Annotated in this window: 22 protein-coding genes; 11 read left to right on the top strand and 11 right to left on the bottom strand. The window is 60.7% G+C overall.

Annotation, left to right across the window (positions count from 1 at the left end):
* Positions 1-3: 3 nt before the first annotated feature.
* The 9 genes from murD to lpxC all read left to right on the top strand — a co-directional run bounded on the left by murD (position 4) and on the right by lpxC (position 10,469).
* The gene (gene murD / locus ACKZ62_RS23665) at positions 4-1,350 is read left to right on the top strand and encodes a UDP-N-acetylmuramoyl-L-alanine--D-glutamate ligase (RefSeq protein ID WP_122680345.1); all 1,347 of its coding nucleotides are present in this window, start codon (positions 4-6) and stop codon (positions 1,348-1,350) included.
* On the top strand, positions 1,347-2,570 hold the full coding sequence (gene ftsW / locus ACKZ62_RS23660; protein ID WP_032886321.1) for a putative lipid II flippase FtsW: 1,224 nt from the start codon (positions 1,347-1,349) through the stop codon (positions 2,568-2,570). The genes murD and ftsW overlap by 4 nt, the downstream gene beginning before the upstream one ends.
* Entirely contained in the window at positions 2,560-3,630 is a 1,071-nt protein-coding gene (murG, locus tag ACKZ62_RS23655; RefSeq protein ID WP_032886322.1) for an undecaprenyldiphospho-muramoylpentapeptide beta-N-acetylglucosaminyltransferase, read from the top strand. Before ftsW ends, murG begins: the two co-directional genes overlap by 11 nt.
* A complete protein-coding gene (gene murC / locus ACKZ62_RS23650) occupies positions 3,623-5,068 on the top strand; it encodes a UDP-N-acetylmuramate--L-alanine ligase (protein WP_032886323.1) in 1,446 nt (481 codons plus the stop codon). Before murG ends, murC begins: the two co-directional genes overlap by 8 nt.
* The gene (locus ACKZ62_RS23645; RefSeq protein WP_099601151.1) at positions 5,065-6,021 is read left to right on the top strand and encodes a D-alanine--D-alanine ligase; all 957 of its coding nucleotides are present in this window, start codon (positions 5,065-5,067) and stop codon (positions 6,019-6,021) included. Before murC ends, ACKZ62_RS23645 begins: the two co-directional genes overlap by 4 nt.
* A 4-nt stretch (positions 6,022-6,025) precedes the next feature.
* Positions 6,026-6,895: a cell division protein FtsQ/DivIB gene (locus ACKZ62_RS23640; RefSeq protein WP_032886325.1), complete on the top strand. Its 870-nt coding sequence runs from the start codon at positions 6,026-6,028 to the stop codon at positions 6,893-6,895.
* 15 nt (positions 6,896-6,910) lie between these two features.
* The gene (ftsA, locus tag ACKZ62_RS23635; protein ID WP_032886326.1) at positions 6,911-8,173 is read left to right on the top strand and encodes a cell division protein FtsA; all 1,263 of its coding nucleotides are present in this window, start codon (positions 6,911-6,913) and stop codon (positions 8,171-8,173) included.
* Positions 8,174-8,239: 66 nt separating this feature from the next.
* A complete protein-coding gene (gene ftsZ, locus ACKZ62_RS23630) occupies positions 8,240-9,445 on the top strand; it encodes a cell division protein FtsZ (protein WP_095183868.1) in 1,206 nt (401 codons plus the stop codon).
* A gap of 112 nt (positions 9,446-9,557) precedes the next feature.
* A complete protein-coding gene (gene lpxC / locus ACKZ62_RS23625) occupies positions 9,558-10,469 on the top strand; it encodes a UDP-3-O-acyl-N-acetylglucosamine deacetylase (protein WP_003171886.1) in 912 nt (303 codons plus the stop codon).
* A 154-nt stretch (positions 10,470-10,623) separates the two neighbouring features.
* Here the strand turns inward: lpxC and ACKZ62_RS23620 are convergent, their stop codons facing one another.
* From ACKZ62_RS23620 to ACKZ62_RS23595, 6 genes are all read right to left on the bottom strand, one after another.
* Positions 10,624-12,120 carry a sensor domain-containing diguanylate cyclase gene (locus ACKZ62_RS23620; RefSeq protein WP_099601152.1) on the bottom strand — a complete coding sequence of 499 codons (1,497 nt, stop codon included), beginning with the start codon at positions 12,118-12,120 and terminating at the stop codon, positions 10,624-10,626.
* An 87-nt stretch (positions 12,121-12,207) separates the two neighbouring features.
* Positions 12,208-13,536: an OprD family porin gene (locus ACKZ62_RS23615; RefSeq protein ID WP_099601153.1), complete on the bottom strand. Its 1,329-nt coding sequence runs from the start codon at positions 13,534-13,536 to the stop codon at positions 12,208-12,210.
* Between the two features lie 287 nt (positions 13,537-13,823).
* A complete protein-coding gene (locus tag ACKZ62_RS23610) occupies positions 13,824-15,188 on the bottom strand; it encodes a heavy metal sensor histidine kinase (RefSeq protein WP_447095902.1) in 1,365 nt (454 codons plus the stop codon).
* Positions 15,178-15,855: a heavy metal response regulator transcription factor gene (locus tag ACKZ62_RS23605; protein ID WP_032886331.1), complete on the bottom strand. Its 678-nt coding sequence runs from the start codon at positions 15,853-15,855 to the stop codon at positions 15,178-15,180. Before ACKZ62_RS23605 ends, ACKZ62_RS23610 begins: the two co-directional genes overlap by 11 nt.
* Before the next feature lie 8 nt (positions 15,856-15,863).
* Positions 15,864-18,953 (bottom strand): multidrug efflux RND transporter permease subunit, encoded by a 3,090-nt coding sequence (locus tag ACKZ62_RS23600; protein ID WP_032886332.1) that lies wholly within the window; start codon positions 18,951-18,953, stop codon positions 15,864-15,866.
* Positions 18,950-20,116 (bottom strand): efflux RND transporter periplasmic adaptor subunit, encoded by a 1,167-nt coding sequence (locus ACKZ62_RS23595; protein WP_447095901.1) that lies wholly within the window; start codon positions 20,114-20,116, stop codon positions 18,950-18,952. Before ACKZ62_RS23595 ends, ACKZ62_RS23600 begins: the two co-directional genes overlap by 4 nt.
* A 213-nt stretch (positions 20,117-20,329) precedes the next feature.
* Here ACKZ62_RS23595 and ACKZ62_RS23590 point away from each other — a divergent pair, with 213 nt between their 5' ends.
* Together ACKZ62_RS23590 and ACKZ62_RS23585 are read left to right on the top strand one after the other, a co-directional pair.
* Positions 20,330-20,563 carry a hypothetical protein gene (locus tag ACKZ62_RS23590; protein ID WP_032886334.1) on the top strand — a complete coding sequence of 78 codons (234 nt, stop codon included), beginning with the start codon at positions 20,330-20,332 and terminating at the stop codon, positions 20,561-20,563.
* 166 nt (positions 20,564-20,729) lie between these two features.
* Positions 20,730-21,503, top strand: a complete 774-nt coding sequence (locus ACKZ62_RS23585; protein ID WP_447095900.1) for a transporter substrate-binding domain-containing protein — start codon at positions 20,730-20,732, stop codon at positions 21,501-21,503.
* Between the two features lie 28 nt (positions 21,504-21,531).
* On the opposite strand, the gene ACKZ62_RS23580 is transcribed toward ACKZ62_RS23585, so the two are convergent.
* The 5 genes from ACKZ62_RS23580 to ACKZ62_RS23560 form a co-directional block, all read right to left on the bottom strand.
* Complete coding sequence (locus tag ACKZ62_RS23580; protein ID WP_260367770.1) at positions 21,532-22,275, bottom strand: YkgJ family cysteine cluster protein; 744 nt, start codon at positions 22,273-22,275, stop codon at positions 21,532-21,534.
* Positions 22,276-22,383: 108 nt separating this feature from the next.
* The gene (locus ACKZ62_RS23575) at positions 22,384-22,866 is read right to left on the bottom strand and encodes a GNAT family N-acetyltransferase (RefSeq protein ID WP_447095899.1); all 483 of its coding nucleotides are present in this window, start codon (positions 22,864-22,866) and stop codon (positions 22,384-22,386) included.
* Positions 22,867-22,869: 3 nt separating this feature from the next.
* Positions 22,870-23,772: a chemotaxis protein CheV gene (locus tag ACKZ62_RS23570; protein WP_032886338.1), complete on the bottom strand. Its 903-nt coding sequence runs from the start codon at positions 23,770-23,772 to the stop codon at positions 22,870-22,872.
* A gap of 89 nt (positions 23,773-23,861) precedes the next feature.
* Positions 23,862-24,836, bottom strand: a complete 975-nt coding sequence (locus ACKZ62_RS23565) for a 2-hydroxyacid dehydrogenase (protein WP_032886485.1) — start codon at positions 24,834-24,836, stop codon at positions 23,862-23,864.
* 213 nt (positions 24,837-25,049) lie between these two features.
* Positions 25,050-26,018, bottom strand: coding sequence for a LysR family transcriptional regulator (locus tag ACKZ62_RS23560; protein ID WP_027604744.1), 969 nt, complete (start codon positions 26,016-26,018; stop codon positions 25,050-25,052).
* Positions 26,019-26,137: the final 119 nt, after the last annotated feature.

The raw sequence follows: 26,137 nt of genomic DNA, 5'->3' as shown, positions 1-26,137 counted from the left end.
CGAGTGTCCCTGATCGCTTCAGACCACTTCCGCATCGTTGTCGGCCTCGGCAAGAGCGGCATGTCCCTGGTTCGCTTCCTGGCGAACCGGGGCACGTCGTTTGCCGTTGCCGATACGCGGGAAAATCCACCGGAGCTGGTCACGCTGCGCCGTGACTACCCGCACGTGGAAGTGCGTTGTGGCGAGTTGGATGTCGAGTTTCTGTGCCGCGCCGATGAGCTCTACGTGAGCCCCGGCCTAGCCCTGGCGACACCGGCCCTGCAAGCCGCAGCGGCCCGTGGCGTGAAGCTGTCCGGCGATATCGACCTGTTCGCGCGTAACGCGAAAGCGCCGATCGTAGCCATCAGCGGTTCCAACGCGAAAAGCACCGTGACCACCCTGGTCGGTGAGATGGCGATGGCGGCCGGCAAGCGCGTGGCCGTGGGCGGTAACCTCGGCACCCCGGCGCTGGACCTGCTCAGCGACGACATCGAGCTGTACGTGATGGAACTGTCTAGTTTCCAGCTGGAAACCACCCATGACCTCGGCGCCGAAGTCGCCACTGTTCTGAACGTCAGCGAAGACCACATGGACCGCTACAGCGGCCTGCCGGCATATCATCTGGCCAAGCACCGGATCTTCCGCGGCGCCAAGCAATTTGTGGTCAACCGCCAGGATGCCCTTAGCCGTCCGCTGATGGGCGAGGGCATGCCCTGCTGGACCTTCGGTTTGGGCAAGCCCGACTTCAAGGCCTTCGGTATCCGCGAAGAGAACGGCGAGAAATACCTGGCCTTCGAATTTCAGAACCTGATGCCAGTGCGCGAGCTGAAAATTCGTGGTGCCCATAATCAGTCCAACGCCCTGGCGGCATTGGCGCTTGGCCATGCCGTCGGTCTGCCATTCGACGCGATGCTCTCCAGCCTGCGCACCTTCGCCGGTCTTGAACACCGCTGCCAGTGGGTGCGTGATCTCGATGGCGTCAGCTATTACAACGACTCCAAAGCCACCAACGTCGGCGCCGCACTGGCTGCGATCGAAGGGCTTGGCGCCGATATCGACGGCAAGCTGGTGCTGATCGCCGGTGGCGATGGCAAGGGCGCCGATTTCAAAGATCTCAAGGCACCGGTGGCTGCGCATTGCCGCGCCGTGGTCTTGATGGGCCGCGACTCCGACTTGATCGCCGCCGCGCTTGGTGATGCCGTGCCACAGGTGCGTGCCTCCTCCCTTGATGACGCCATTGCTCAATGCAAAGCCTTGGCTCAACCAGGCGATGCGGTACTGCTGTCGCCGGCGTGCGCCAGTTTCGACATGTTCAAGAACTACGAAGAGCGTGGCCAGTTGTTCGCCCGCGCCGTGGAGGGCTTGGCATGAGCATTGATTTCAGAAACATCATCAAGCCGTACCCGTCGCCGATTATCACCGGGCGTGGCATCGACCTTGATTTCCCAATGCTCGCCGGTTGCCTCGCGCTACTGGGCCTGGGCCTGGTGATGATCACCTCGGCGTCTTCCGAAGTGGCTGCCGTGCAGTCGGGCAACACCCTTTACATGATGATCCGTCACTTGGTGTACCTGATCATCGGTCTGGGTGCGTGCATCGTCACCATGATGATCCCCATCGCCACCTGGCAGCGTCTCGGTTGGCTGATGCTGATCGGCGCGTTTGGCTTGCTGGTCATGGTGATCGTGCCGGGTATCGGCCGCGAGGTGAACGGCTCGATGCGCTGGATTGGTTTCGGCGCGTTCAACGTGCAACCGTCGGAAATCGCCAAGGTGTTCGTGGTGATCTATCTCGCCGGTTACCTGGTGCGTCGTCAGAAGGAAGTGCGCGAAAGCTGGATGGGCTTCTTCAAGCCATTCATCGTGCTTTTGCCCATGGCCGGCCTCTTGCTGATGGAGCCCGACTTCGGCGCCACCGTCGTGATGATGGGCGCTGCCGCGGCGATGCTTTTCCTCGGCGGCGTGGGCCTGTTCCGCTTCAGTTTGATGGTGGTGCTGGCAGTGGCGGCCGTGACCATCCTGGTGCAGGCGCAACCCTACCGGATGGCGCGTCTGATTACCTTTACCGACCCGTGGTCCGACCAGTTTGGCTCCGGCTATCAATTGACCCAGGCGTTGATCGCCTTTGGTCGTGGTGAGTGGCTGGGCGTTGGCCTGGGCAATAGCGTGCAAAAGCAGTTCTACCTTCCGGAAGCCCACACCGACTTCGTGTTCTCGGTACTCGCCGAAGAGTTGGGCGTGGTTGGTTCGCTGTGCACCGTCGCGCTGTTTGTGTTCGTGTGTGTACGCGGCATGTACATCGGCTTGTGGGCCGAGAAGGCCAAACAGTATTTCGCCGCCTATGTGGCGTACGGCTTGTCGTTCCTGTGGATCGGCCAGTTCTTGATCAATATCGGTGTGAACGTCGGCCTGCTGCCGACCAAGGGGCTGACCTTGCCGTTCCTCAGTTACGGCGGCAGTTCGCTAGTGATTTGCTGCGCCTGTCTGGGCTTGTTGCTGCGCATTGAGTGGGAGAGTCGAACCCACTTGGGCAGCGAAGAGATGGAGTTCAGCGAAAGCGACTTCGCCGAGGAGCCGACCCATGGGCGCTAATGTGCTGATCATGGCTGGCGGCACTGGGGGCCACGTATTCCCAGCCCTGGCGTGTGCGCGCGAGTTCCAGAACCGTGGCTACACCGTGCACTGGTTGGGCACGCCGCGCGGTATCGAAAACGAATTGGTACCGAGTGCCGGCTTGCCGTTGCATCTGATCAACGTCACAGGCCTGCGCGGCAAGGGCAAGTTGTCCTTGCTCAAGGCACCTTTCGTCTTGCTCAAGGCGGTGTGGCAGGCGCGCAAGGTCATCCGTGAATTGCAGCCGGTGTGTGTGCTTGGTTTTGGCGGTTATGTAACTGGCCCTGGCGGCGTCGCGGCCAAGCTCGCCGGTGTGCCGGTGATCGTGCACGAGCAGAACGCTGTGGCCGGCACCGCCAACCGCTTGCTGGTGCCGTTGGCTGCGCGGGTGTGTGAAGCGTTTCCCAACACTTTCAGTGTGTCGGATAAGCGCCGTACCACCGGCAACCCGGTGCGCACCGAGCTGTTTATGGACATCGCCCGCGAAGCGCTCGCGGGTCGCAAGGCGCACCTGCTGATCCTGGGCGGAAGCCTGGGCGCTGAGCCATTGAACAAATTGCTACCGGAAGCGGTGGCGCAACTCCCTGTGGAATTGCGCCCGGAGATCTTCCATCAGGCCGGCAAGAACCACGATGAAATCACCGCCACGCGTTATCGCGAAGCCGGTGTTGAGGCGAACGTACAGCCTTTCATCAAAGACATGGCCCATGCCTATGGCTGGGCCGACCTGGTGGTCTGTCGCGCTGGTGCGCTGACCGTCAGTGAACTGGCCGCCGCCGGTCTGCCGTCCTTGCTGGTGCCTTTGCCCCACGCCATCGACGATCACCAGACCCGCAACGCCGAATATTTGGCCGGGGAGGGCGCTGCCTTCCTGCTGCCGCAAAGAACGACTGGCGCCGCCGATTTGGCCGCACGCCTGACCGAGGTTTTGATGCAACCGGAACGACTCAACAACATGGCGAGCACCGCAAGCCGCCTGGCCAAACCTGACGCAACCCGCACCGTGGTGGATATCTGCCTGGAGGTGGCCCATGGTTGAGAATCAGAAAGCCATGCCACAACCCGAGATGCGCCGCATCCGTCGCATCCACTTCGTCGGTATCGGCGGCGTGGGCATGTGCGGCATTGCCGAAGTGTTACTGAACTTGGGCTACCAAGTGTCCGGCTCGGACTTGAAAGAGTCGCCGGTCACCGAGCGCCTGAAGTCGTTTGGTGCACAGATTTTCATCGGCCACCGCGCTGAGAACGCGGCTGAGGCCGACGTGCTGGTGGTGTCCAGCGCCGTGAACACTTCCAACCCGGAAGTGGCCACCGCCCTTGAGCGCCGCATTCCCGTGGTGCCACGTGCCGAGATGCTGGCCGAGTTGATGCGTTATCGCCACGGCATCGCCGTCGCCGGTACCCACGGCAAGACCACCACGACCAGCCTGATCGCTTCGGTGTTCGCCGCTGGTGGCCTGGACCCGACCTTCGTTATCGGTGGCCGCCTGAATGCAGCCGGCACCAATGCCCAGCTCGGCACCAGCCGCTACCTGATCGCCGAAGCCGATGAAAGCGACGCGAGCTTCCTGCACCTGCAACCGCTTGTGGCCGTCGTGACCAACATTGACGAAGACCACATGGCGACCTACGACGGTGACTTCAACAAGTTGAAGAAAACCTTCGTTGAGTTCCTGCATAACCTGCCGTTCTACGGTTTGGCCGTGGTATGCCTGGACGATCCGGTAGTGCGTGAAATCCTGCCGCTGGTCAAGCGTCCGACCGTGACCTACGGCTTCAGCGAAGACGCCGACGTGCGTGCGATCAATGTGCGCCAGGAAGGCATGCAAACCTTCTTCACCGTACTGCGTCCTGACCGTGAGCCGCTGGATGTGTCGGTGAACATGCCGGGCAACCACAACGTATTGAATTCCCTGGCGACCATCTGCATCGCTTCCGATGAAGGCGTCAGCGATGAAGCCATCGTGGAAGGCCTGTCGCGTTTTGCGGGTGTCGGCCGTCGCTTCCAAGTCTACGGCCAACTGCCGGTAGAGGGTGGCGACGTGATGCTGGTGGACGACTACGGTCACCACCCGACTGAAGTTGCCGCAGTGATCAAGGCCGTGCGCGGTGGTTGGCCGGAACGCCGCCTGGTGATGGTCTACCAACCGCACCGCTACAGCCGGACCCGCGATCTGTATGACGACTTCGTCAATGTATTGGCCGATGCCAACGTGCTGCTGTTGATGGAGGTTTACCCGGCCGGTGAAGAACCGATCCCGGGCGCCGATAGCCGCAAGCTGTGCAACAGCATTCGTCAGCGTGGACAGCTTGACCCGATCTACATCGAGCGCGGTGTGGACCTGGCACCGATCGTCAAACCGCTGCTGCGCGCTGGTGACATTCTGCTGTGCCAAGGCGCAGGTGATATCGGCGGCCTTGCCCCTAAACTATTGGCGAGCCCGCTGTTTGCCGCCGAGAAGGGGAAGTCGAAATGACCACTGACTACGGCTCCCTGTTTTCGACAATCGCGCCAGCCGACTTCGGCCGTGTGGCGGTGCTGTTCGGCGGCAAGAGTGCCGAGCGCGAAGTGTCGCTCAAGTCCGGCAACGCCGTGCTCGAAGCCCTGCAAAGCGCCGGAGTGAATGCGTTTGGTATCGACGTGGGCGATGACTTCCTCGCCCGCCTGCAGGCCGAAAAGATCGACCGCGCCTTCATTATTCTTCACGGCCGTGGCGGTGAAGACGGCAGCATGCAGGGCCTGCTGGAATGCGCCGGTATTCCTTACACTGGCAGTGGCATCCTCGCCTCGGCACTGGCCATGGACAAGCTGCGCACCAAACAGGTGTGGCACAGCCTGGGTATTCCAACCCCGCGTCACGCTGTTCTGTGCAGCGAAGACGATTGTATTTCTGCAGCCAAGGAACTGGGCCTGCCTTTGATCGTCAAACCAGCCCATGAAGGCTCCAGTATCGGCATGGCCAAAGTGAACTCGGCCGCCGAATTGATCGACGCATGGAAAGCGGCAAGTACCTACGATTCGCAAGTGTTGGTGGAACAGTGGATCCAGGGTCCCGAGTACACCATCGCCACCCTGCGTGGCCAAGTATTGCCGCCTATCGCATTGGGCACGCCCCACACCTTTTACGACTACGACGCCAAGTACCTGGCATCCGATACCCAGTATCGGGTCCCATGCGGCCTTGACGCAGCCAAGGAACAGGAATTGATGGACCTCACGGCGAAGGCCTGTGAGGCGCTGGGTATCGCCGGCTGGGCGCGGGCAGACGTGATGCAGGATGACCAAGGGGAGTTCTGGTTCCTGGAAGTCAACACTGCGCCGGGCATGACCGACCACAGCCTGGTACCTATGGCCGCTCGCGCAGCCGGCTTGGATTTCCAGCAGTTGGTGCTGGCAATTCTTGCCGCCAGCATTGAGCCAAGAGGCTAAGGACATGAAAGGCGCATCGCTTCGTCATCAGCCCCCACAAGCACCGAGCCGCAAGCCGGTGCCACGGGGTGCCAGCCGAATGGTGGCTAAAGAGCCGATGTCGGCGCGCCTGCCGAAAGCCAACTTTGGTTTCCTCAAGGCGCTGTTCTGGCCGGTGCTTCTGGTGGCATTGGGTTTCGGCACTTACGAAGGTGCGCAGCGTCTATTGCCGTACGCCGACCGTCCGATCACCAAGATCAGCGTGCAGGGTGACTTGAGCTACATCAGCCAGCAAGCGGTGCAGCAGCGCATTGGCCCGTACCTGGCCGCGAGCTTCTTCACCATCGACCTGGCCGGTATGCGCGGTGAGCTGGAACAGATGCCGTGGATCGCCCACGCCGAAGTCCGACGTGTGTGGCCGGACCAGGTGACGATCCGCCTGGAGGAACAACTGCCCGTGGCCCGTTGGGGTGATGAAGCGCTGTTGAACAACCAGGGCCAGGCGTTCACCCCGCGTGAGCTGGCCAACTATGAGCACCTGCCGCAGCTGTTCGGGCCGCAGCGGGCGCAGCAGCAAGTAATGCAGCAGTACCAGGCCTTGAGCCAGATGCTGCGGCCAATGGGCTTCTCCATTGCACGCCTGGAACTGCGTGAACGGGGTAGCTGGTTTTTGACGACCGGGGCAGGCAGTTCCGGCCCGGGCATCCAGTTGTTGCTGGGGCGCGACCGCTTGGTGGAAAAGATGCGCCGTTTCATTGCCATCTACGACAAGACCTTGAAAGAACAGATTACGAACATTGCGAGCGTCGACCTGCGTTACGCCAACGGCCTTGCCGTCGGCTGGCGTGAACCGGCTGCGCCCACGGCAGCGCAACCCGCTGTCGCGAAGAATTAAGAAGAGGCAGGACCCATGGCAAACGTGCAAAGCGGCAAAATGATCGTCGGTCTCGATATCGGCACCTCCAAAGTGGTGGCGCTGGTGGGCGAGGTCGGGGAAGACGGCGCGATCGAAATCGTCGGTATTGGCACGCATCCGTCCCGGGGCCTGAAGAAGGGCGTGGTGGTGAACATCGAGTCCACTGTGCAATCGATCCAGCGCGCTATCGAAGAAGCGCAGCTGATGGCCGGTTGCCGGATTCACTCGGCGTTTGTCGGCGTCGCGGGCAACCATATCCGTAGCCTGAACTCCCACGGCATCGTGGCGATCCGTGACCGTGAAGTCAGCGCCGCCGACCTAGAGCGCGTCCTCGACGCCGCCCAGGCCGTGGCGATCCCGGCCGATCAGCGCGTGCTGCACACCCTGCCGCAGGATTACGTGATCGATAACCAGGAAGGCGTTCGCGAGCCTCTGGGCATGTCGGGCGTACGTCTGGAAGCCAAGGTCCACGTGGTGACCTGCGCTGTCAACGCTGCACAGAACATTGAAAAATGCGTGCGCCGCTGCGGCCTGGAAATCGACGACATCATTCTTGAGCAACTGGCGTCTGCGTACTCGGTACTGACCGACGACGAGAAAGAGCTGGGCGTGTGCCTGGTGGACATCGGCGGCGGCACCACCGACATCGCGATCTTCACCGAGGGCGCGATCCGTCACACCGCCGTAATCCCGATTGCAGGCGACCAGGTTACCAACGACATCGCCATGGCGTTGCGTACACCGACCCAGTACGCCGAAGAAATCAAGATCCGCTACGCCTGCGCCCTGGCCAAGCTGGCCGGTGCCGGCGAAACCATCAAGGTTCCGAGCGTGGGCGACCGTCCACCGCGCGAACTGTCGCGCCAGGCTTTGGCCGAAGTGGTCGAGCCGCGTTACGACGAGCTGTTCACCCTGATCCAGGCTGAACTGCGTCGCAGTGGCTACGAAGATTTGATCCCGGCCGGCATCGTGCTGACGGGTGGCACCTCGAAGATGGAAGGCGCGGTCGAACTGGCCGAGGAAATCTTCCACATGCCGGTCCGTCTGGGCGTGCCCCATGGCGTCAAAGGCCTGGGAGACGTGGTGCGCAACCCGATTTATTCCACCGGTGTGGGCTTGCTGTTGTACGGACTGCAAAAGCAGACCGACGGCATTTCCCTGTCGGGCCCGAGCATCCGTGACAGCTACCGCAGCGACGACGAGGCCAAAGCGCCGTTGTTCGAACGGTTGCAGGCTTGGGTAAAAGGCAATTTCTAAAGCTTTACCGCAACACCGATGTAAGCAGTAGGCGAAAAAACTAGAGATAACGAAAGGAGAGGGAACATGTTCGAACTCGTAGACAACATCCCCGCCAGCCCGGTCATCAAAGTGATCGGTGTCGGCGGTGGCGGCGGCAACGCTGTCAACCATATGGTCAAGAGCAACATTGAAGGCGTTGAATTCATCTGCGCCAACACTGATGCGCAAGCGCTGAAAAGCATCGGCGCGCGGACCATCCTGCAATTGGGCACTGCTGTGACCAAGGGCCTCGGCGCTGGCGCCAATCCGGAAGTCGGCCGTCAAGCCGCTTTGGAAGACCGTGAGCGTATTGCCGAAGTGCTGCAAGGCACCAATATGGTGTTCATCACCACTGGCATGGGCGGCGGTACCGGTACCGGTGCGGCCCCGATCATTGCCGAAGTGGCCAAGGAAATGGGCATTCTGACGGTTGCAGTCGTAACCCGTCCGTTCCCGTTCGAAGGTCGCAAGCGCATGCAGATCGCCGACGAAGGTATCCGTCTGCTGTCTGAAAGCGTCGACTCGTTGATCACCATTCCTAACGAGAAATTGCTGACCATCCTGGGCAAGGACGCAAGCCTGCTGTCCGCGTTCGCTAAGGCTGACGATGTACTGGCCGGTGCCGTTCGCGGTATTTCCGACATCATCAAACGCCCAGGCATGATCAACGTCGACTTTGCCGACGTACGTACTGTCATGAGCGAAATGGGCATGGCGATGATGGGCACTGGCTGCGCCAGCGGTCCTAACCGTGCACGTGAAGCCACCGAAGCGGCCATCCGCAACCCGCTGCTGGAAGACGTGAACCTGCAAGGCGCACGCGGCATCCTGGTGAACATCACTGCCGGTCCTGACCTGTCCCTGGGTGAGTACTCCGACGTGGGTAGCATCATCGAAGCCTTCGCTTCCGAGCACGCGATGGTCAAAGTCGGTACCGTTATCGATCCAGACATGCGCGACGAACTGCACGTGACTGTGGTTGCTACCGGCCTGGGCGCGAAAATCGAGAAGCCTGTAAAGGTTATCGACAACACCGTTCATACAAACCATGCCAGCCACGCCAGCCAATCGGCTGCAGCTCCAGCGCCTGTGCGCCCGGAAATGCCGTCGGTGAACTACCGTGACCTGGATCGTCCGACCGTGATGCGCAACCAGGCTCAGGCCGGTGCTGCGGCGTCCCGTAGCCCGAATCCGCAAGATGACCTGGACTACCTGGACATCCCGGCATTCCTGCGTCGTCAGGCCGATTGATGGAATGTATCAGGGCTATGAAGGTGATTGGTGTTCAGCAAAGGTCTGGTCTGCTATTATCGCCAGCCTTTGTTGATACCAGTTCGCAATTTGCGCTCAAGCGGTCCAAGCCATGATTAAACAACGCACCCTGAAGAATATTATCCGTGCCACAGGTGTAGGTCTGCACTCCGGGGAGAAGGTATACCTGACCCTCAAACCTGCACCTGTCGACACCGGCATCGTGTTTGTTCGTGCCGACCTGGACCCTGTGGTGCAGATTCCTGCTCGCGCGGAAAACGTTGGCGAAACCACTATGTCGACCACATTGGTCAACGGTGACGTCAAAGTGGACACGGTGGAGCACTTGCTCTCGGCCATGGCTGGCCTGGGCATCGATAACGCCTACGTCGAGCTCTCCGCGTCCGAAGTCCCTATCATGGATGGCAGCGCTGGACCCTTCGTATTCTTGATTCAATCTGCCGGCCTGGAAGAACAGGACGCAGCCAAGAAGTTCATACGCATTCTGCGGGAAGTGACAGTAGAAGACGGCGACAAGCGCGCCACCTTCGTCCCGTTCGAAGGCTTTAAAGTGAGCTTTGAGATCGATTTCGATCACCCGGTATTCCGTGACCGCACCCAAAGTGCAAGCGTGGATTTTTCCAGCACTTCGTTCGTAAAAGAAGTCAGCCGCGCCCGTACCTTTGGTTTCATGAGTGACATCGAGTACCTGCGCAAGCACAACCTCGCACTCGGCGGCAGCGTTGAAAACGCCATTGTGGTCGACGCGGATGGTGTACTGAACGAAGACGGCCTTCGCTACGAAGACGAATTCGTGAAGCACAAGATCCTCGATGCAATCGGTGACCTCTACCTGCTGGGCAATAGCCTGATAGGCGAGTTCAAAGGCTTCAAGTCGGGCCACGCGCTTAACAACCAGCTGCTGCGCAAGTTGATTGAGCAGACAGACGCTTGGGAAGTCGTGACCTTCGAAGATGCCAGCACCGCACCGATCTCTTACATGCGTCCCGTTGCGGCGGTGTAAGTAACAACTCTCTTTCTTTAGTTTTTAAAGGCTGCCTTCGGGTGGCCTTTTTTTATGGCTGTTTTTCTGGTGAACAGACTTGCTGTGGCAAGCGAGCCTGTTGTGGTGAGTTAGGCTGTGACAGCAAGTCTTCTGTGGACATTAGTCTGATGCCTCATGACAGCGTTGCTGCATCCACGATCCGATTACGCCCCGTATGCTTGGCCTCATACAACGCCTGGTCCGCACTCAGCAGCAATGCTTCCAACGACATACGACTGTGCTTATCCCAGGTGCTCATACCAATACTCACAGTAATCGGCCGCTCATCCCCGGCTATCCGCGGCAAGTGTTCGACGCTGCTGCGGATGTGCTCGGCGATTACCTGTGCGCCCTTGGCATCGGTAATCGGAAGCACCACTGCAAATTCCTCACCGCCATAGCGCGCCGCCAGATCAGCAGGGCGACGAATGTTGCCGCCGATCACTTGGGCCACGGAGCGCAAGGCTTCATCGCCCCCCTTATGGCCATGGCGATCGTTAAAAGCCTTGAAGTGGTCCACGTCAATCATCAGAAGCGTCATCGGCTCCGTTGAGCGTTGGGCGCGGTCCCATTCCAGGCGCAGGCGTTCATCCAGAATGCGGCGGTTGGGCAGGCCGGTGAGGGCGTCGGTGGCTGCCAGTTCTGACAGCACCCGTTCTGCGCGGTAGCGTCGTCGCAGTTCACGACGCAGCATCCAGGTCAGCCACAACAGACCTATACACAGGATTCCGGTGGCGCCACTGGTCAGCAGCGCGGCGCGTTTCCAAGGGGCGAATACATCTTCACTGGACAGTGCCACTACCACGATCAGCGGTAATTCCCCGACGTTGGTGAACGTGTACAGGCGCTCCTTGCCGCTGAGAGCCGAGATGGCTTGGAAGCTGCCACTGCCTTCACTCAGCATGCGCTTGAAGTTCGGTCGCTCGCTCAAGTCCTTATCGATCATGTCACGTTCGAGCAGCGGCTGTTGGGCCAACAAAATGCCTTTGTTGTTGAGCAGGTTGACGCTGCTGCCGTTGCCGATGGTCAGGGTGTTGAACAGCTGGTCGAAATACGCCAGACGCATGGTCGCGACCGCAACGCCGGCAAACTCACCGTTGGGTCCCGATACTCGCCGGCTGAATGCCATGCGCCAGACCTGGTCACAGTCGCAATGGATCTTGAACGGTCGGCTGATGAACAAACCGGCCTGGCTGTCCTTTACGTGCACCTGGAAATAATCGCGGTTAGAAAAATTACGCGGCGTCGGCTGCAGCGTTGATGAGTCTGCGATAACGGCGCCGGTGGGGTCCAATAACAGCACTTCGCCCTTGAAAGGCGCTGCGGTGGCGAGGTCGAACTGCACCAGATGCTGGATACTCGCGGCCACCTGGGACAGGTCTTCACGTTGTTTGGCCGCAATCAGCCCTTTGAGTGCCAGGTCATACAATTCAACGTTGCGCAGCACGTCGGCATTGATCAGTTGGGCAATGTTGGTGGTTGAACGTTTGGCTTCCTGAAGGGTGCTGGCGTGTTCGCGGACCAACAACGCCGCAACGATAATCACAATCAGGGCGACCGTGAGGCCGCTGCCCAGAATCAGAAAAAGCTCAGGATGTGCAGGCGAGGTACGAACAGGGCGTTGACTCATCGGGCAGACTTCAGCGGTGTGAATGCTGGCAGTTTAGTTCTACCCGATGAAAATTAAATCATTGGCTAAAAAGAAAGATTCCAGGGGTCAGAATACGTTGATCGGGTAGTCGATAATCACCCGATATTCATCCACGTCCCGGTCAACCGCCGAATAACCATTGCTGCCGCGGTTGGTTGCCCATTGAAAACGCATTGCCAAATCCTTGGCCTTGCCGCCTTGCACCACGTATTTCACGTCGATATCCCGTTCCCAGTGCTTGGCGTCTTTGCCATCGGCGCTGTACCAGGCGCTGTAGCCTCGGCTTTGCGGGTCGACCTTGGTCAGGTCGGTCTTGCCACTGATGTAGGACACCGCCGAGGTCAGCCCGGGCATGCCGAGGCCGGCGAAGTCATAGGCGTACTTGAGCTTCCACGAGCGCTCGTTGGGGCCGTTGAAGTCCGAGTATTGTTGGGAGTTATCCAGGTACACGCTGTCGCCCTGAGCGATGTAGTCGAACGGCGTGTTTCCGTTGACGCGCTGGTAAGCGGCGGTGACGCTGTGATTACCCACGCCCACGGTGAAATGCAGGCTGTAGGTGTTGTTGTCGATGCCGCCGAGCAACGACTGGCCGGTGTCTTGGGTGTGGTAGTAGTGCAGACCCGGGTTGAGGCTGACCAGGTCATTGAGTGCGTAGGTGTAGTCCAGGTCGTAGTAGTACTGGTGCCACACGTCCTTGAGTTCGGAGGCGTACAGGTTGCTGGTCAGGCCGGGAATGCCGCTGAACGAAACGCCGGCCCAGTTCATGTGCTGGCTGTCGGTGTTAGTCGGCAGGGCGCCGTAGCTGGTGCCAATGCGACGGTGGCCGCTCTGGTTGTAGAGCTTGGTGAAGCTGGCCTGGCCGCCTTCGAACATCCAACCGTCGAAGCTGTGATTGCTTAGGCTCACGCCGCGGAAAGTCTGCGGCAGCATGCGCGTCTGGCCGCCCGCGATGACCGGGTTGTTGAGGAACAGATCACCGGCCTTCAACTCGGTATCAAAGGCACGCATCTTCAAAGTAGCGCCAGCGGTGGAGAACGATCCGGGGGCTTTGCCGCTGCCGTCAGTACTGCCGTAGGGAAGAATGCTGGAGCCGTCAGTGCCGCCACCGCCGTCGAGTTTGAGGCCGAGCATGGCGTGGGCATCCAGGCCGAAGCCGACGGTGCCTTGGGTGTAGCCGGATTCGAAAGTGCCGAGAAAGCCTTGGCCCCACTCCTTGCTGTCATCGGTATGAATGTCACGACGGTCGCGGTTCATGTAGTAGTTGCGGGTGTTGATGTTGAGGTGCGAGCCCTCGATAAAACCTTCAGTGGGGGTAGTGTCTGCCGCGTGGGCAAGGGGGACGATCGTTGCTGCAATCGCGAGGAATAACGGGGTGAACGTCAGCGAGTTCTTCACCGGTAAGGCTCCTTTGGTCTATCGAAAACGGCCAATGTCGTGGGGGTGTGCCTGGCCTTTTTTACGGCAAAAAAAAGCCGCTGATATCAGCGGCTTTAAGACAGATTCCCAGTGTAGAGCCCTGGAAATAAGTCGAGGGAAATTCGGGTAAGCGGGTAGCTGCCTTTGCCGCCGCGCTCATCGATGCGTCAAATTAACGCAGGTGAGCGGTACGATATAGAGTGTAACAAGAGAATGACTGTTGCCCAAATCGCAACAGTGATTGGATGGAATTCCATGTGGGCGGCCTACACCGGCAGAGTAATGCCGAAGGTATTGCCCCCCTGTTCGCTGCGCACAAACACGTCGCCACCGTGCATCAACGCAATCGCCTTGACGATCGCCAGCCCCAATCCATGATTCGCCCCGCTGTTGCTACGCGAGGCGTCCACCCGATAGAACCGCTCGAACAACCGCGGCAGGTGCTCGCCGGCAATTGCCTCGCCGGGGTTGGTCACGGCGATGGCCACCTGATGCTCCAGCACGTCAATGTTCACGTCGATCACCTGCCCCGGCGCCGTATGCTGAACCGCATTGCTCAACAGGTTGATCAGCGCACGGCGCAGGTGGGCTTTTTCGATCTGTACCTGGGCGTCGCCGTGGACCTGCACCCGCACCTGAGCGTCTTCGAGAATGAAGTCCAGGTAGTCGAGCGTGGTCGCCACCTCATCGGCCAGGGAGCTTTCGATCAGCTTGGTGGCCTTGCTGCCCTGGTCGGCGCTGGCGAGGAATAGCATGTCGTTGATGATCGAACGCAGGCGTTCCAGCTCTTCCAGGTTCGACTCCAGCACTTCCAGATAATGCTCGGCCGAACGCCCACGGGTCAGCGCCACTTGGGTCTGGCCGATCAGATTGGTCAGCGGTGAACGCAGTTCATGGGCCACATCGGCATTAAAGGATTCCAGGCGCGAGTAGGCCTGCTCAACGCGGTCGAGGGTGGAGTTGAACGAGTTGACGAACTGCTTGAGCTCCGGGGGGAGTGGCGACAGTTGCAGGCGTCCGGAGAGTTTTGGCGGCGCGAGTTTGCGCGCTTCATCCGAGAGTCTACCCAGGGGCTTGAGGCCAATGCGCGACACCCAGAACCCCAACAGCGCAGCCAGCACCACGCCAACCAGCGCCAGGCTGACCAATGCCACCAGCAAGTGATGCTGAGTGGCGCGGAAGTTCTCGGTGTCGATGGCAATCATGAAGCGCAACGGCGGGCGCTGGTCCTTGGCTGGAAACTGGCTCACCAGCACTTTGAACGGATGGGTGTAGCCCGGCAGATGCAAATCGCGCTTGCCGCTGGGGCCCTCGGCGAAGGCGCGGATCTGCGCATCCGGCTCGCCATACTCGAAGTTCGGATCAGTGCTGACTACCCAGAAGCGGATGCGCTTGTCTTCCTCACTCAATAGTTTGAGCTTGGCCTTGATCTTCACCCAATGGTCCGGCGTACCGAAGCGGTTCACCGAGGACTCCAGCACGCTGTAGCGCGCATCCAGTTCCGCGCCCGGCAACGATCCGAGGCTGCGGTCGACCTGCTGGTACAGCGCGCCACCGATCAACACAAAAATCAGCAGCGCCACCAACGTGAACATGCCACTCAGGCGCAGGGCGATGGAATTAGACGGCACTGCGGTTCTCCAGCACATAACCCATGCCACGAATGGTGTGCAGCAGTTTGTGTTCGAAGGGCCCATCCAGCTTGGCGCGCAGGCGCTTGATCGCGACTTCGACCACATTGGCGTCGCTGTCGAAATTGATGTCCCAAACCATCTCTGCAATCGCTGTCTTGGACAGAATTTCACCCTGGCGCCGCGCCAACACGCTGAGCAGCGAGAACTCCTTGGCCGTCAGGTCCAGGCGCACACCGTTGCGGCTGGCTTTGCGGCTGATCAGGTCAATCCACAGGTCGGCGACGGTGACTTGCACCGGCTCATGACCACCGCTGCGCCGGGTCAGGGCTTGCAGGCGCGCCACCAGTTCGAGAAACGAGAACGGCTTGCCCAGATAATCGTCGGCGCCCTCACGCAGCCCGCGTATGCGGTCTTCCACGCGCTCGCGGGCGGTGAGCATGATCACTGGCGTCTGCTTGCGCGCACGCAAGGCACGCAGTACGCCAAAGCCGTCGAGGCCGGGCAGCATCACGTCGAGCACGATCACCGCGTAATCGTTCTCCAGCGCCAAGTGGAGACCTTCGACGCCTTCGCGGGCCACGTCGACGGTGTAGCCCTGTTCCGTCAGGCCGCGGTGCAGGTAGTCGGCGGTTTTTTCTTCATCTTCAACAATCAGTACGCGCATGACCCGCCTCAGTGTGTGGTCGCCAGCTCGGCAGCTGGTTTGGGCCGGTGGAAAAAACGCTCAAGGTACAAGTATATGACCGGCGTGGTGAACAGCGTCAGCGCCTGGCTCACCAGCAGGCCGCCGACCACGGCTATCCCCAGCGGCTGGCGCATTTCTGCACCTGGTCCGCTGCCGACCATCAGCGGCACCGCGCCGAGCAGGGCGGCGAGTGTCGTCATGATGATCGGGCGGAACCGCGTCACGCAGGCTTCGTAGATCGCTTCTTCCGGCGGTAGCCCGCGCACGCGCTGGGCCTCCAGGGCGAAGTCGATCATCAGGATGCCGTTCTTCTTCACGATGCCGATCAACAGCACCAGGCCGATCAACGCCATGATCGAAAAGTCCTGCCCCATTAACCACAACATGATCAACGCGCCCAAACCGGCCGAGGGCAAGGTGGAAATAATCGTCAGCGGGTGCACGAAGCTCTCATACAGCACCCCAAGGATGATGTAGACCGCCACCAGCGCCGCAAGGATCAGCCACGGCTGGCTGGCCAGCGAGCTTTGGAACGCCTGTGCCGCGCCCTGGAAGTTGCCGATGATGGTCGTCGGCATGCCGATTTCATTCTTGGCCTGGTTGAGCATGACGACCGCATCACCCAACGCCACGCCAGGCGCCAGGTTGAACGACAGGTTGGCAGCCGGGAACATGCCGTCATGGCTGATGGACAACGGCCCCACGGTGGGCGGGTCGACCTTGGCCAGTGCCGACAGCGGCACCATTTCGTTGGTCAGCGGCGAGCGCAGGTAGAAGTAGTTCAGGCTCTCGGCCTTGCCCCGTTGTTGGGTGTCCAGTTCCAGCACCACCTGGTACTGGTTGATCTCGGTCTGGAACTCGTTGATCTGGCGCTGGCCGAAGGCGTCATACAGCGCCTGGTCGACATCGGTCGCGTTCAGGCCAAAGCGTGCGGCCGCCTGACGATCGATGCTGATGTGGGTGATGCTGCCGCCCAGTTGCAGGTCGTTGGACAGGTCGCGAAACGCCGGGTTGGCACGCAGTTTTTCGGTGAGGCGCTGGGTCCAGGTGTTGAGCGTCGGGCCGTCGTTGCTCTTGAGCACGTATTGGTACTGGGCACGGCTGGGGCCGGAGCTGAGGTTGATGTCCTGGCCGGCACGGAGGTACAGCACGATGCCCGGCACTTTGGCCAGTTTCGGGCGGATGCGGTCGATGAACTGGCTGGCCGAAACATCTCGATCACCCCGGTCTTTCAGGGCGATCCAGAAGCGCCCGTTGGCGATAGTCTGGTTGCTGCCCGTCACCCCCACCGAATGGGAAAACGCCTGCACCGCCGGGTCATCCTTGACGATCTCAGCCAAGGCTTTGTGCTTGGCGACCATGTCCGGGTACGACACATCGGCCGCCGCTTCGCTGGTGCCGAGCACAAAACCGGTGTCCTGTACCGGAAAGAAGCCCTTGGGGATAAACACGTAGCCGACCACTGCCAGGGCCAGGGTCACCACGAAAATGGCGGCCATGGTGCGTTGATGGGCCAGTGCGCGGCGCAGGTTGCGCGAGTATCCGGCCAGCAGGCGTTCGCTGAAGCCGGGTTTGTCGTGGGCGGGGTGGGTCGGGGCGCGCATGAACAGCGCGGCCAAGGTTGGTGCCAGGGTCAACGAGACCACCACCGAAATCAGGATGGTCGACGTCGCCGTCAGCGCGAACTCCTTGAACAAGCGCCCGACCACGCCACCCATGAACAGCAGCGGAATAAACGCCGCCACCAGCGAGAAGCTGATGGACACCACCGTAAAGCCGATCTCCCCCGCGCCCTTGATGGCCGCTTCGCGTTTGTCGAGGCCCGCTTCCAGATGGCGGTGGATGTTTTCCACCACCACGATGGCGTCATCCACCACGAAGCCAACGCTGATGACAATCGCCACCAGGGTCAGGTTGTTCAGGCTGAACCCCATCAGGTACATCACCGCGAAACTGGCGACCAGCGACACGCCGAGCACGCTGGACACAATCAGCGTCGCCGACAACTGGCGCAGGAACAACGCCATCACCGCCACCACCAGCAGGATGGCGATCAGCAGCGTCACTTCCACCTCATGCAGCGAGGCGCGGATGGTCTTGGTGCGGTCGGTCAGTACGCTGACCTGCACCGAAGCCGGCAACATGCCTTGCAGGCGCGGCAGTTCAGCCTGGATGCGGTCCACGGTTTCGACGATGTTTGCGCCGGGCTGGCGCGAGATCACCAGGTTTACGCCGGGTGTATCACCGGACCAGGCTTGCACGTAGGCGTTTTCCGAACCGTTGATGACTTTGGCGATATCGCGCAGTTGAACCGGTGCACCGTCCTTGTAGGAAACGATCAGTTGGGCGTAGTCCTCCGGGTGAAACAGCTGGTCGTTGGTCGATAAGGTCGACACGCTGTTTTCCCCATAGATCGCGCCCTTGGCCAGGTTGAGGCTCGATTGCTGGATTGCCAGGCGCACATCGGCCAGGGTGAGGCCGATGGCGGCGAGTTTGTCAGGCGAGGCCTGCACGCGTATCGCCGGGCGTTGCTGGCCGGTGATGTTGATCTGGCCCACACCGTCAATCTGGCTGATCTGCCGCGCCAGCAGGGTTTCCACGTAGTCACTCAGCTCGGTGCTCGGCATGCTGTCGGAGCTGACGCTGAGGATCAGTACCGGGCTGTCCGCCGGGTTGACCTTTTTCCAGGTCGGCAGGCTCGGCATGTCGCTGGGCAGCTTGCCCGACGCGGTGTTGATCGCCGCCTGCACTTCCTGGGCGGCGGTGTCGATGCTCTTGTCGAGTGTGAATTGCAGGGTCAGCAGGCTTGAGCCCAGGGCACTGCTGGAGGTCATCTGGGTCATGCCGGGGATGGCACTGAATTGCACTTCCAACGGCGTGGCCACCGATGAGGCCATGGTGTCCGGGCTGGCGCCGGGCAATTGTGCGGTGACCTGGATCGTCGGAAATTCCGCTTCCGGCAGTGGGGCGATGGCCAGGCGAGGGAAGGCAATCATCCCGAGCAGTACCAGGGCGAAGGTCAGCAGCAGGGTGGCGACCGGGTGGTCGACGCACCAGGCTGAAGGCGAGCGGCTCATGGCTGCACCTTGGCATCGACGGTCTGGATCACTTGCGGTGGTTCTTTGAGCACCTCCACCTGAGCACCGGCCTTGAGTCGCGACTGGCCATCACTGACCAGCACGTCACCGGCTTGCACACCCGTGATGATGTTCACGTCGCTGTTTTGATAGGTGACCTGCACCGGCACCACCTCAACCTTGTCCCCCTTGACCCGGTACACGAAGTGCGAATCCAGGCCGCGTTGCACCACGGTCGGCGGCACCACCAGGGCATTTTTGTCGAGCGCGGTCTGGATTTTGATGGTCACCAGTTGCCCCGGCCACAGGCGCTGGGAGGCGTTGCTGAACTCAGCCTTGGCGCGCAGTGTGCCGGTGGTGGAGCTGATCTGGTTGTCGATCAGGCTCAAATGGCCTTCACCGAGCAAGTCGCCGGTCTGGCCGTCGGTGTCAGCGCCCAGGTAGGCGTCGACACTCGCCGGGGCAGGCGCGGCGATCAGGCCTTGCAGGGTCGGCAGCATCTGCTGAGGCAGCGAGAACTCAACGGCAATCGGGTCGATCTGGGTCACTGAGAACAGGCCCTGGGTATCACTGGTGCGCAGGAAATTGCCCGCGTCCACGTTACGAATACCGACGCGGCCGCTGACGGGGGAGCGGATCTGGGTGTAGGAAAGCTGGACCTGGGCCGAATCGATTGCGGCCTGGTTGCCTTGGACGGTGGCCTTGAGCTGGTTGACCAGAGCTTGTTGCTGGTCATAGGTCTGCTTGGACACGCCGTCGTCGATGCTCAACTCCTTGTAGCGCTTGAGGTTGACCAGCGCTACCTGCAGTTGCGCCTGGCTCTCGCCCAACTGCGCCTTGGCCTGGTCGAGACTGGCGCGAATCGAGCGGTCATCAATGGTCGCCAGCAGGTCGCCGACCTTGACCCGTTGGCCTTCCTTGACCAGCAATTGGGTCAGGATGCCGTCGACTTGCGGGCGAATCACCACGCTGTGCAGCGATAACACCGTGCCAATGCCGCTGACAAAACGCGGGATATCCTGTTGCACCACGCTCACCACCCGGACCGGGATCGCGGTCGGTACTGCCAGCTTGGTCTTGGCCGGCCGGGTCAGCGCCCAGGCTGCAATCGCTACGACCACGAGGACACCCACAATCAGGGCGGTTTTTCGTTGAATCTGCATGGGTGAGGCGCCGGGGCAAAGGATGGGGAGAGTGAGTGATCTTTATAGCCCTTCAACCCGGTCAGCAGGGTGACTGCTAACTGACAGCGCTGTCAGCAAACTCCGACCATTCGTACAGGCGGTGGTTAAAGATCTCAGGCGCGCAGGTATACTGCGCGCCAGTGTGGCCCGCAAGCCGGCCCCGCATCATTTTCTGCACGCTCCGGAGCTTCCATGACTTCCCCGACACAACCCCCTGTTGACGCGACCGACATCGTCGATCCGGCCAGCGCTGAAGGCGTTGAAAAAGCCGAGATCCCGGCGTTTAAGTTTCCGTTCAAGCCGGGTGAGCTGGCTGGGGCCAAGAATGCCGCCCAGCCTTGGTACAAGAACGGTGCCAAAAACGGCCACACCAAGTCACCCGGCATGGCGCCGCCGGGCACCCGTCGTTCGATGGGTAAACGCTGAGGTTAACAAGCGGCACATTGTGTCGATTGTTGCCTACAGCTTCTGCTGATCTTTCTGATTGTAGGTCCACTGCCGTTTCTTGAAAGCTTGCACAGCCTTTGCTCTGCCCCCGATGTTCATGGGGGGAGCGAGGCGACGCTGGTCTTTCCGGAAAAGGACGTTTCCCTTGGCCCTGATACACATCTGTGTAGTGCTTGCCCTGTTGTTTTCGGCTGATGCCCTTGCGGCCGATGATCAAACGCGTCGCGAAATCCGCTTCGCCGTTGCTGCGCAATTCCCCCCCTTCCAGAGCCGCGACCCGCAAGGGCAGTTGGTTGGCCTCAATATCGAGTTGGGCAATGCCCTGTGCGTGCAGTTGAATGCGCGCTGCGTTTGGGTCGACCAAGTGGTTGTCGAAGACTTCCTCTCCCTTGAAGCCAGAAAATTCGACGCGATCATGGGGATGGCGCCTACGTCGGAACGGCGGCGTTGGGTAAGCTTCACCGATAACCTCTATCCCTTTACCACCCGGCTGGTGGGCCGTAGCACATCAGGCCTGCTGCCCCATGTTAAGTCGCTCAAGGGCAAGCGGGTTGGCGTATTGCTGGGGAGCAATCGTGAAGCGTTTGCCCGTACGAAGTGGGCGCACAGGGGCGTCATCGTCAAGAGCTTCTGGCTCAATAATGATTTGGTCCGCAGTCTGATAGCCGGCGAAATCGACGCGACCCTGCAAGGCACCGTAGAAATTCGCGAAGCCTTGCTCGACACCGACGAAGGTCGGGATTTCGACTTCCTGGGCCCGCCCATTTCGGCTGCACTGCTGGGGGATGGCGTGGCGATTGCGGTGCGTAAGCCCGACACCGCACTGCGCAAGGAACTCAACTGCGCCCTCGAACAGCTGAAACAGAATGGTGAGTATCAGCGGATAATCCAGCATTACCGGTTAGACGCTGCGCCATGAGCGCTTTTGGGTTAGGTCGATAAAGAGACTATGCAGCCCGCAACGAAATAAACGCGTAGTTGGCCGGCACCTCGGTAGCAATCTGCGCCCCGGCGTCCAGCACCTGTTCGGCGATGTCCAGCCCGGACACATGAAACACCCACTCATTGGCCACGGACGGCTGATCAATTGCCAACTCAATCGCCTGGGCAAATGCGCCCATGTCCGGCAAGTACGCGGTAAATCCATCCCCCTTGAGCGCTGTGGTGCGAATGCCCAGCAAGGCGCACACCGCTTCCTTGGTCTGCACGTCATCGCGGTCTGCCTGGCGCGAACGCTGGATCAGCACTGCGAGCTCCTGGTCCATCAGTTCGCCGCCGATGATCAACGCCGGGCCCTGTTCCCAGGATTCTGGCGGGCAATCCTTGGCGGCAGGGTTGAGCGGGATATGCGGGTTGATCTCCATCGGGTAGATGCGGCAGACCAACGGTCGACGCTCATAGATGCGACACAGGTTGTCTTCGTCAAGATTCCGGCAGCGCCCGGCGTTGTAGGCGGCAAACGTGATTGCCACAAATGCTTCGGTGTTGCCGCTGGGCACCACCACCGAACGGCGTTCGGCGTGCTCGCGTTGCTGTTGGGGCAGGCCCAGTCCGCTACCGAGGAATCCCTCCACCAGAACAATGACGTTACCGCCGTCCGCCGCCCACATACGGGCTTCGGCGAGGGTCAGGGGGACGTGGTGGTCGGTGCAGCATTTACCGCAACCGACGCAGGAAAAATGGGTGTTCATGGCGGATCTGTCACCAGGCTAGGTCAGAGGGCACGCAGTTACGGTGACGGGTTTTTACCTCTTTCCACCGGTACGATTCTCTGGAAGCAAGTTATGCGCCAGCGCCTGTCAGTCCTCTTCGACCACATCGCGCAGTACAAACACCATACCCGCGCTCTCGTACAGCTGCCGGGCGCGTAGGTTGCTTTCCAGTACCTTGAGGTCCACATAGGGTTCACCACGTTGCTTGAACACCTGGAAGGTGTGCAGCAATAACGCGCGGCCTAGCCCCTGGCCTTGAGCGCAAGGATGTATGGAGAGGTTCTTGATGAAGGCGCTGGTCCAGCACTGGGCTACGCCGAGGATACCGTCGGCGTTGCTGGCGACCAGGCACAGCGTGGGCTCGAATTCTGCATCGGTGACGAACTGTTGCCGCCATTCATCGAGGTTGGCGACACGACCACCGCCCTGATCCTGGGTCATGCGCAGTACGGCGTGAATCGCTGGCGCCAACGCGTCACGGTAATGGTCCAGTACGGTCCCGGCCGGCCATTGTGGCGCGGGCAGGCCGGCAGTGAGGTCGCGGCGCAGCAGTTGGTAATACGCCGTCACCGATTACAGACCCTGTTGCGCCACGGTTTGCGCAGCCACCACCAGGCATTTGGTCAGTTCGGGGGATGAGAACTTGGTCAGTACCGCGTTGGCGCCGGCCAGGCGCGCTTTTTCGCTGTTCATCGCGCTGTCCAGGGAGGTGTGCAGCAAAACGTACAGATGCTGGAAGTCTGGCGTTTCACGCAGGGTGCGGGTCAGGGCGTAACCATCCATCTCGGACATCTCAATGTCCGACACCACGACATTGATCTGCGCGGCGGTGCCTTGCAGTTCCAGCAGCACATCAATGGCTTCCTTGGCGCTGCGCGCGGTGTGGCAGGTCAGGCCGAGGTTGCGCAGGGTATGAACCGACTGCTGCAGGGCGACCTGGCTGTCATCCACCACCAGAATCCGCGCATTGCCGAGCACTTCGGCTTCTTCCATGGTCAAGTCGGTGGGCGCCGCTTCAATCGGTGCCGGCGCGATGCCGTGGATGACTTTTTCGATGTCCAGCACCTGCACCAGGCCGCCTTCCACCTGAGTTACCCCAGTGATAAACGCACGGTTGCCGCCGGAGCCGTAGGGTGGCGGGCGGATGTCGGTCGTCAGGCAGTGCACGATTTTGCTCACCGCCTGCACATGCAGACCCTGTTTGGAACGGCTCACGTCAGTGACAATCAGGCAGCCGCCGTTCGGGTCTTCCAAGGGCCGTTCGCCCAGGGCGCGGCTCAGGTCGATCACCGACAGCGAGGCACCGCGCAGGGTGGCGATGCCTTTAACGTTCGGATGAGACTCCGGCAGTTTGGTCAGCGGCGGGCAGGGAATGATTTCGCTGACTTTCAGCAGGTTGATGGCCATCAGCTTGCCGCTGCGCAAGGTAAAGAGCAGAAGTGAGAGTGAGTCTGCGCGGGCTTTGGTGGTGGACATAAAAACCTTCTGTGGATCAGGGATGACGATCTATGAAAGGTTATCGACCCAGCCGCTGGAAACTGTAGGCGCGATCAGGGCCCTTAACATCAGCCCTTCCAGACCTGCGGGTTCACCAAATCCTGCGGACGCTCGCCCAGCAGAGCACTGCGCAGGTTGTCCAACGCGCGGTTGGCCATGGCCTCACGGGTTTCATTGGTTGCCGAGCCGATATGCGGCAGGGTCACCGCGTTGCTCAATTGGAACAACGGCGACTGCGCCAGTGGCTCCTGCTCATACACATCCAGCCCGGCGCCGCGAATGGTCTGGTCCTGCAGGGCCTGGATCAGCGCCGGTTCGTCGACCACCGGGCCACGGGAGATGTTGATCAGAATCGCGCTGGATTTCATCAGCCCCAGCTCGCGCGTGCTGATCAGGTGACGGGTCTTGTCGCTCAACGGCACCACCAGGCAGACAAAATCCGCCTCGGCCAGCAACTGGTCCAGGCTACGGAATTGCGCGCCCAACTCCTGTTCCAGCTCCAGCTTGCGGCTGTTACCGCTGTACAGAATCGGCATGTTGAAGCCCAGGCGCCCGCGACGGGCCACGGCCGCGCCGATATTGCCCATGCCGACGATGCCCAGGGTCTTGCCGTGTACATCACAGCCAAACAACGGCGCGCCGACGCTGGCTTTCCACTGACCGGCCTTGGTCCAGGCGTCCAGCTCTGCCACTCGGCGCGCGCTGCTCATCAGCAGGGCGAACGCCAGGTCGGCGGTGCTTTCGGTGAGTACGTCAGGGGTGTTGGTGAGCATGATCCCGCGCTCGTTGAAGTACGGCACGTCGTAGTTGTCGTAGCCCACTGACACGCTGGACACCACCTCCAGTTTGCTCGCGCCTTCGAGCTGCGCACGGCCCAACTTGCGACCCACGCCGATCAAACCGTGGGCGTGGGGCAGGGCTTCATTGAACTGCGCATTGATGTCGCCCAGCTTGGGGTTAGGCGCGATCACCTCGAAATCCTGTTGCAGGCGTTCGATCATGGCTGGGGTGACGCGGCTGAAGGCGAGAACAGTCTTTTTCATGGCAGGCGGGCTCATCGACTACGGAAGAATGCCAAGCAAGCTAACATTCCTTGCCACTGTTGTCAGGACACGGCAGACCTAAAGTGGGCAGGGAAACATGTAGGAGGGGGCTTGCTCCCGATAGCGGTGCGTCAGTCGCCAGATGTATTGACCGATCCACTGCCATCGGGAGCAAGCCCCCTCCCACATTTGACCTGTATCGCCTGGTAGCAATCAGTTCGCCAGCCGCGCACCGCTCAGGCTGCCACTCAACTCGTACGCCACCAGCTCCGCCTGATGCGCCGCCAGGATCTCCGGCAACGAACCGCGCAGGTATTCCACCCAGGTCTTGATCTTCGCATCCAGGTATTGGCGCGAGGGGTAGATGGCGTACAGGTTCAGCTCCTGGGAACGGTAGGTGGGCATGACCCGCACCAAGGTGCCATTACGCAGGCCTTCAATGGCCGCATACACCGGCAACAGGCCGACGCCCATGCCGCTGGTGATCGCGGTTTTCATCGCGTCCGCCGAGTTCACCAGAAACGGCGAGGTGTTGATCGCCACGCTTTCCTGGCCTTCGGGGCCGTTGAAGGTCCACTTGTCCAACTGAATCACTGGGCTGACCAGGCGCAGGCAGGCATGGTTGAGCAAGTCCTGGGGGCGCTGTGCACAGCCCTTGGCCTTGACGTAGTCGGGCGAGGCGCAGGCGATGCTGTAGGTGATGCCCAGGCGTTGGGAGACGAAGCCTGAATCCGGCAGTTCGCTGGCCAGCACGATTGACACGTCATAGCCCTCGTCCAACAGGTCCGGCACGCGGTTGGCCAGGGTCAGGTCGAAGGTCACGTCCGGGTGGGTGCGGCGGTAGCGGGCAATGGCGTCGATTACGAAGTGCTGGCCGATACCGGTCATGGTGTGCACTTTCAACTGTCCGGCGGGGCGCGCATGGGCGTCGCTGGCTTCGGCCTCGGCTTCTTCAACGTAGGCCAGGATCTGTTCGCAGCGCAGCAGGTAGCGTTTACCTGCTTCGGTAAGGGCAATGCGCCGGGTAGTGCGGTTGAGCAAGCGGGTTTGCAGATGGGCCTCCAGATTGGAGACCGCGCGCGAGACGTTGGCCGTGGTGGTGTCCAGTTGGGCGGCAGCGGCGGTGAAGCTGCCGGCTTCGGCCACGCAACTGAAGGCGCGCATGTTTTGCAAAGTGTCCATGGAGTGTTCTCAGGGGAGATAACAAATTGTGACAGAAAGTTACGCCGTCCAGTGATCCCTACCAACGGATTATCGCTTGAACGGTAACAAAGATTCACAGGAATGCCAGCTTATCGCCA

Source organism: Pseudomonas sivasensis, assembly GCF_052938085.1.
The sequence above is the reverse complement of the archived record's forward strand: the minus strand, read 5'-3'. Positions and strand labels throughout refer to the sequence as shown.

Coding starts and splice junctions, on each gene's coding strand:
- ACKZ62_RS23565 (WP_032886485.1), bottom strand. CDS start 24,836: ATGAAAAAGACTGTTCTCGCCTTCAGCCGCGTCACCCCAGCCATGATC.
- ACKZ62_RS23570 (WP_032886338.1), bottom strand. CDS start 23,772: ATGTCCACCACCAAAGCCCGCGCAGACTCACTCTCACTTCTGCTCTTT.
- ACKZ62_RS23605 (WP_032886331.1), bottom strand. CDS start 15,855: ATGCGCGTACTGATTGTTGAAGATGAAGAAAAAACCGCCGACTACCTG.
- ftsA (WP_032886326.1), top strand. CDS start 6,911: ATGGCAAACGTGCAAAGCGGCAAAATGATCGTCGGTCTCGATATCGGC.
- ACKZ62_RS23580 (WP_260367770.1), bottom strand. CDS start 22,275: ATGAACACCCATTTTTCCTGCGTCGGTTGCGGTAAATGCTGCACCGAC.
- ACKZ62_RS23560 (WP_027604744.1), bottom strand. CDS start 26,018: ATGGACACTTTGCAAAACATGCGCGCCTTCAGTTGCGTGGCCGAAGCC.
- lpxC (WP_003171886.1), top strand. CDS start 9,558: ATGATTAAACAACGCACCCTGAAGAATATTATCCGTGCCACAGGTGTA.
- murG (WP_032886322.1), top strand. CDS start 2,560: ATGGGCGCTAATGTGCTGATCATGGCTGGCGGCACTGGGGGCCACGTA.
- ACKZ62_RS23590 (WP_032886334.1), top strand. CDS start 20,330: ATGACTTCCCCGACACAACCCCCTGTTGACGCGACCGACATCGTCGAT.
- ACKZ62_RS23595 (WP_447095901.1), bottom strand. CDS start 20,116: ATGCAGATTCAACGAAAAACCGCCCTGATTGTGGGTGTCCTCGTGGTC.
- ftsZ (WP_095183868.1), top strand. CDS start 8,240: ATGTTCGAACTCGTAGACAACATCCCCGCCAGCCCGGTCATCAAAGTG.
- murC (WP_032886323.1), top strand. CDS start 3,623: ATGGTTGAGAATCAGAAAGCCATGCCACAACCCGAGATGCGCCGCATC.
- ftsW (WP_032886321.1), top strand. CDS start 1,347: ATGAGCATTGATTTCAGAAACATCATCAAGCCGTACCCGTCGCCGATT.
- ACKZ62_RS23645 (WP_099601151.1), top strand. CDS start 5,065: ATGACCACTGACTACGGCTCCCTGTTTTCGACAATCGCGCCAGCCGAC.
- ACKZ62_RS23600 (WP_032886332.1), bottom strand. CDS start 18,953: ATGAGCCGCTCGCCTTCAGCCTGGTGCGTCGACCACCCGGTCGCCACC.
- ACKZ62_RS23620 (WP_099601152.1), bottom strand. CDS start 12,120: ATGAGTCAACGCCCTGTTCGTACCTCGCCTGCACATCCTGAGCTTTTT.
- ACKZ62_RS23640 (WP_032886325.1), top strand. CDS start 6,026: ATGAAAGGCGCATCGCTTCGTCATCAGCCCCCACAAGCACCGAGCCGC.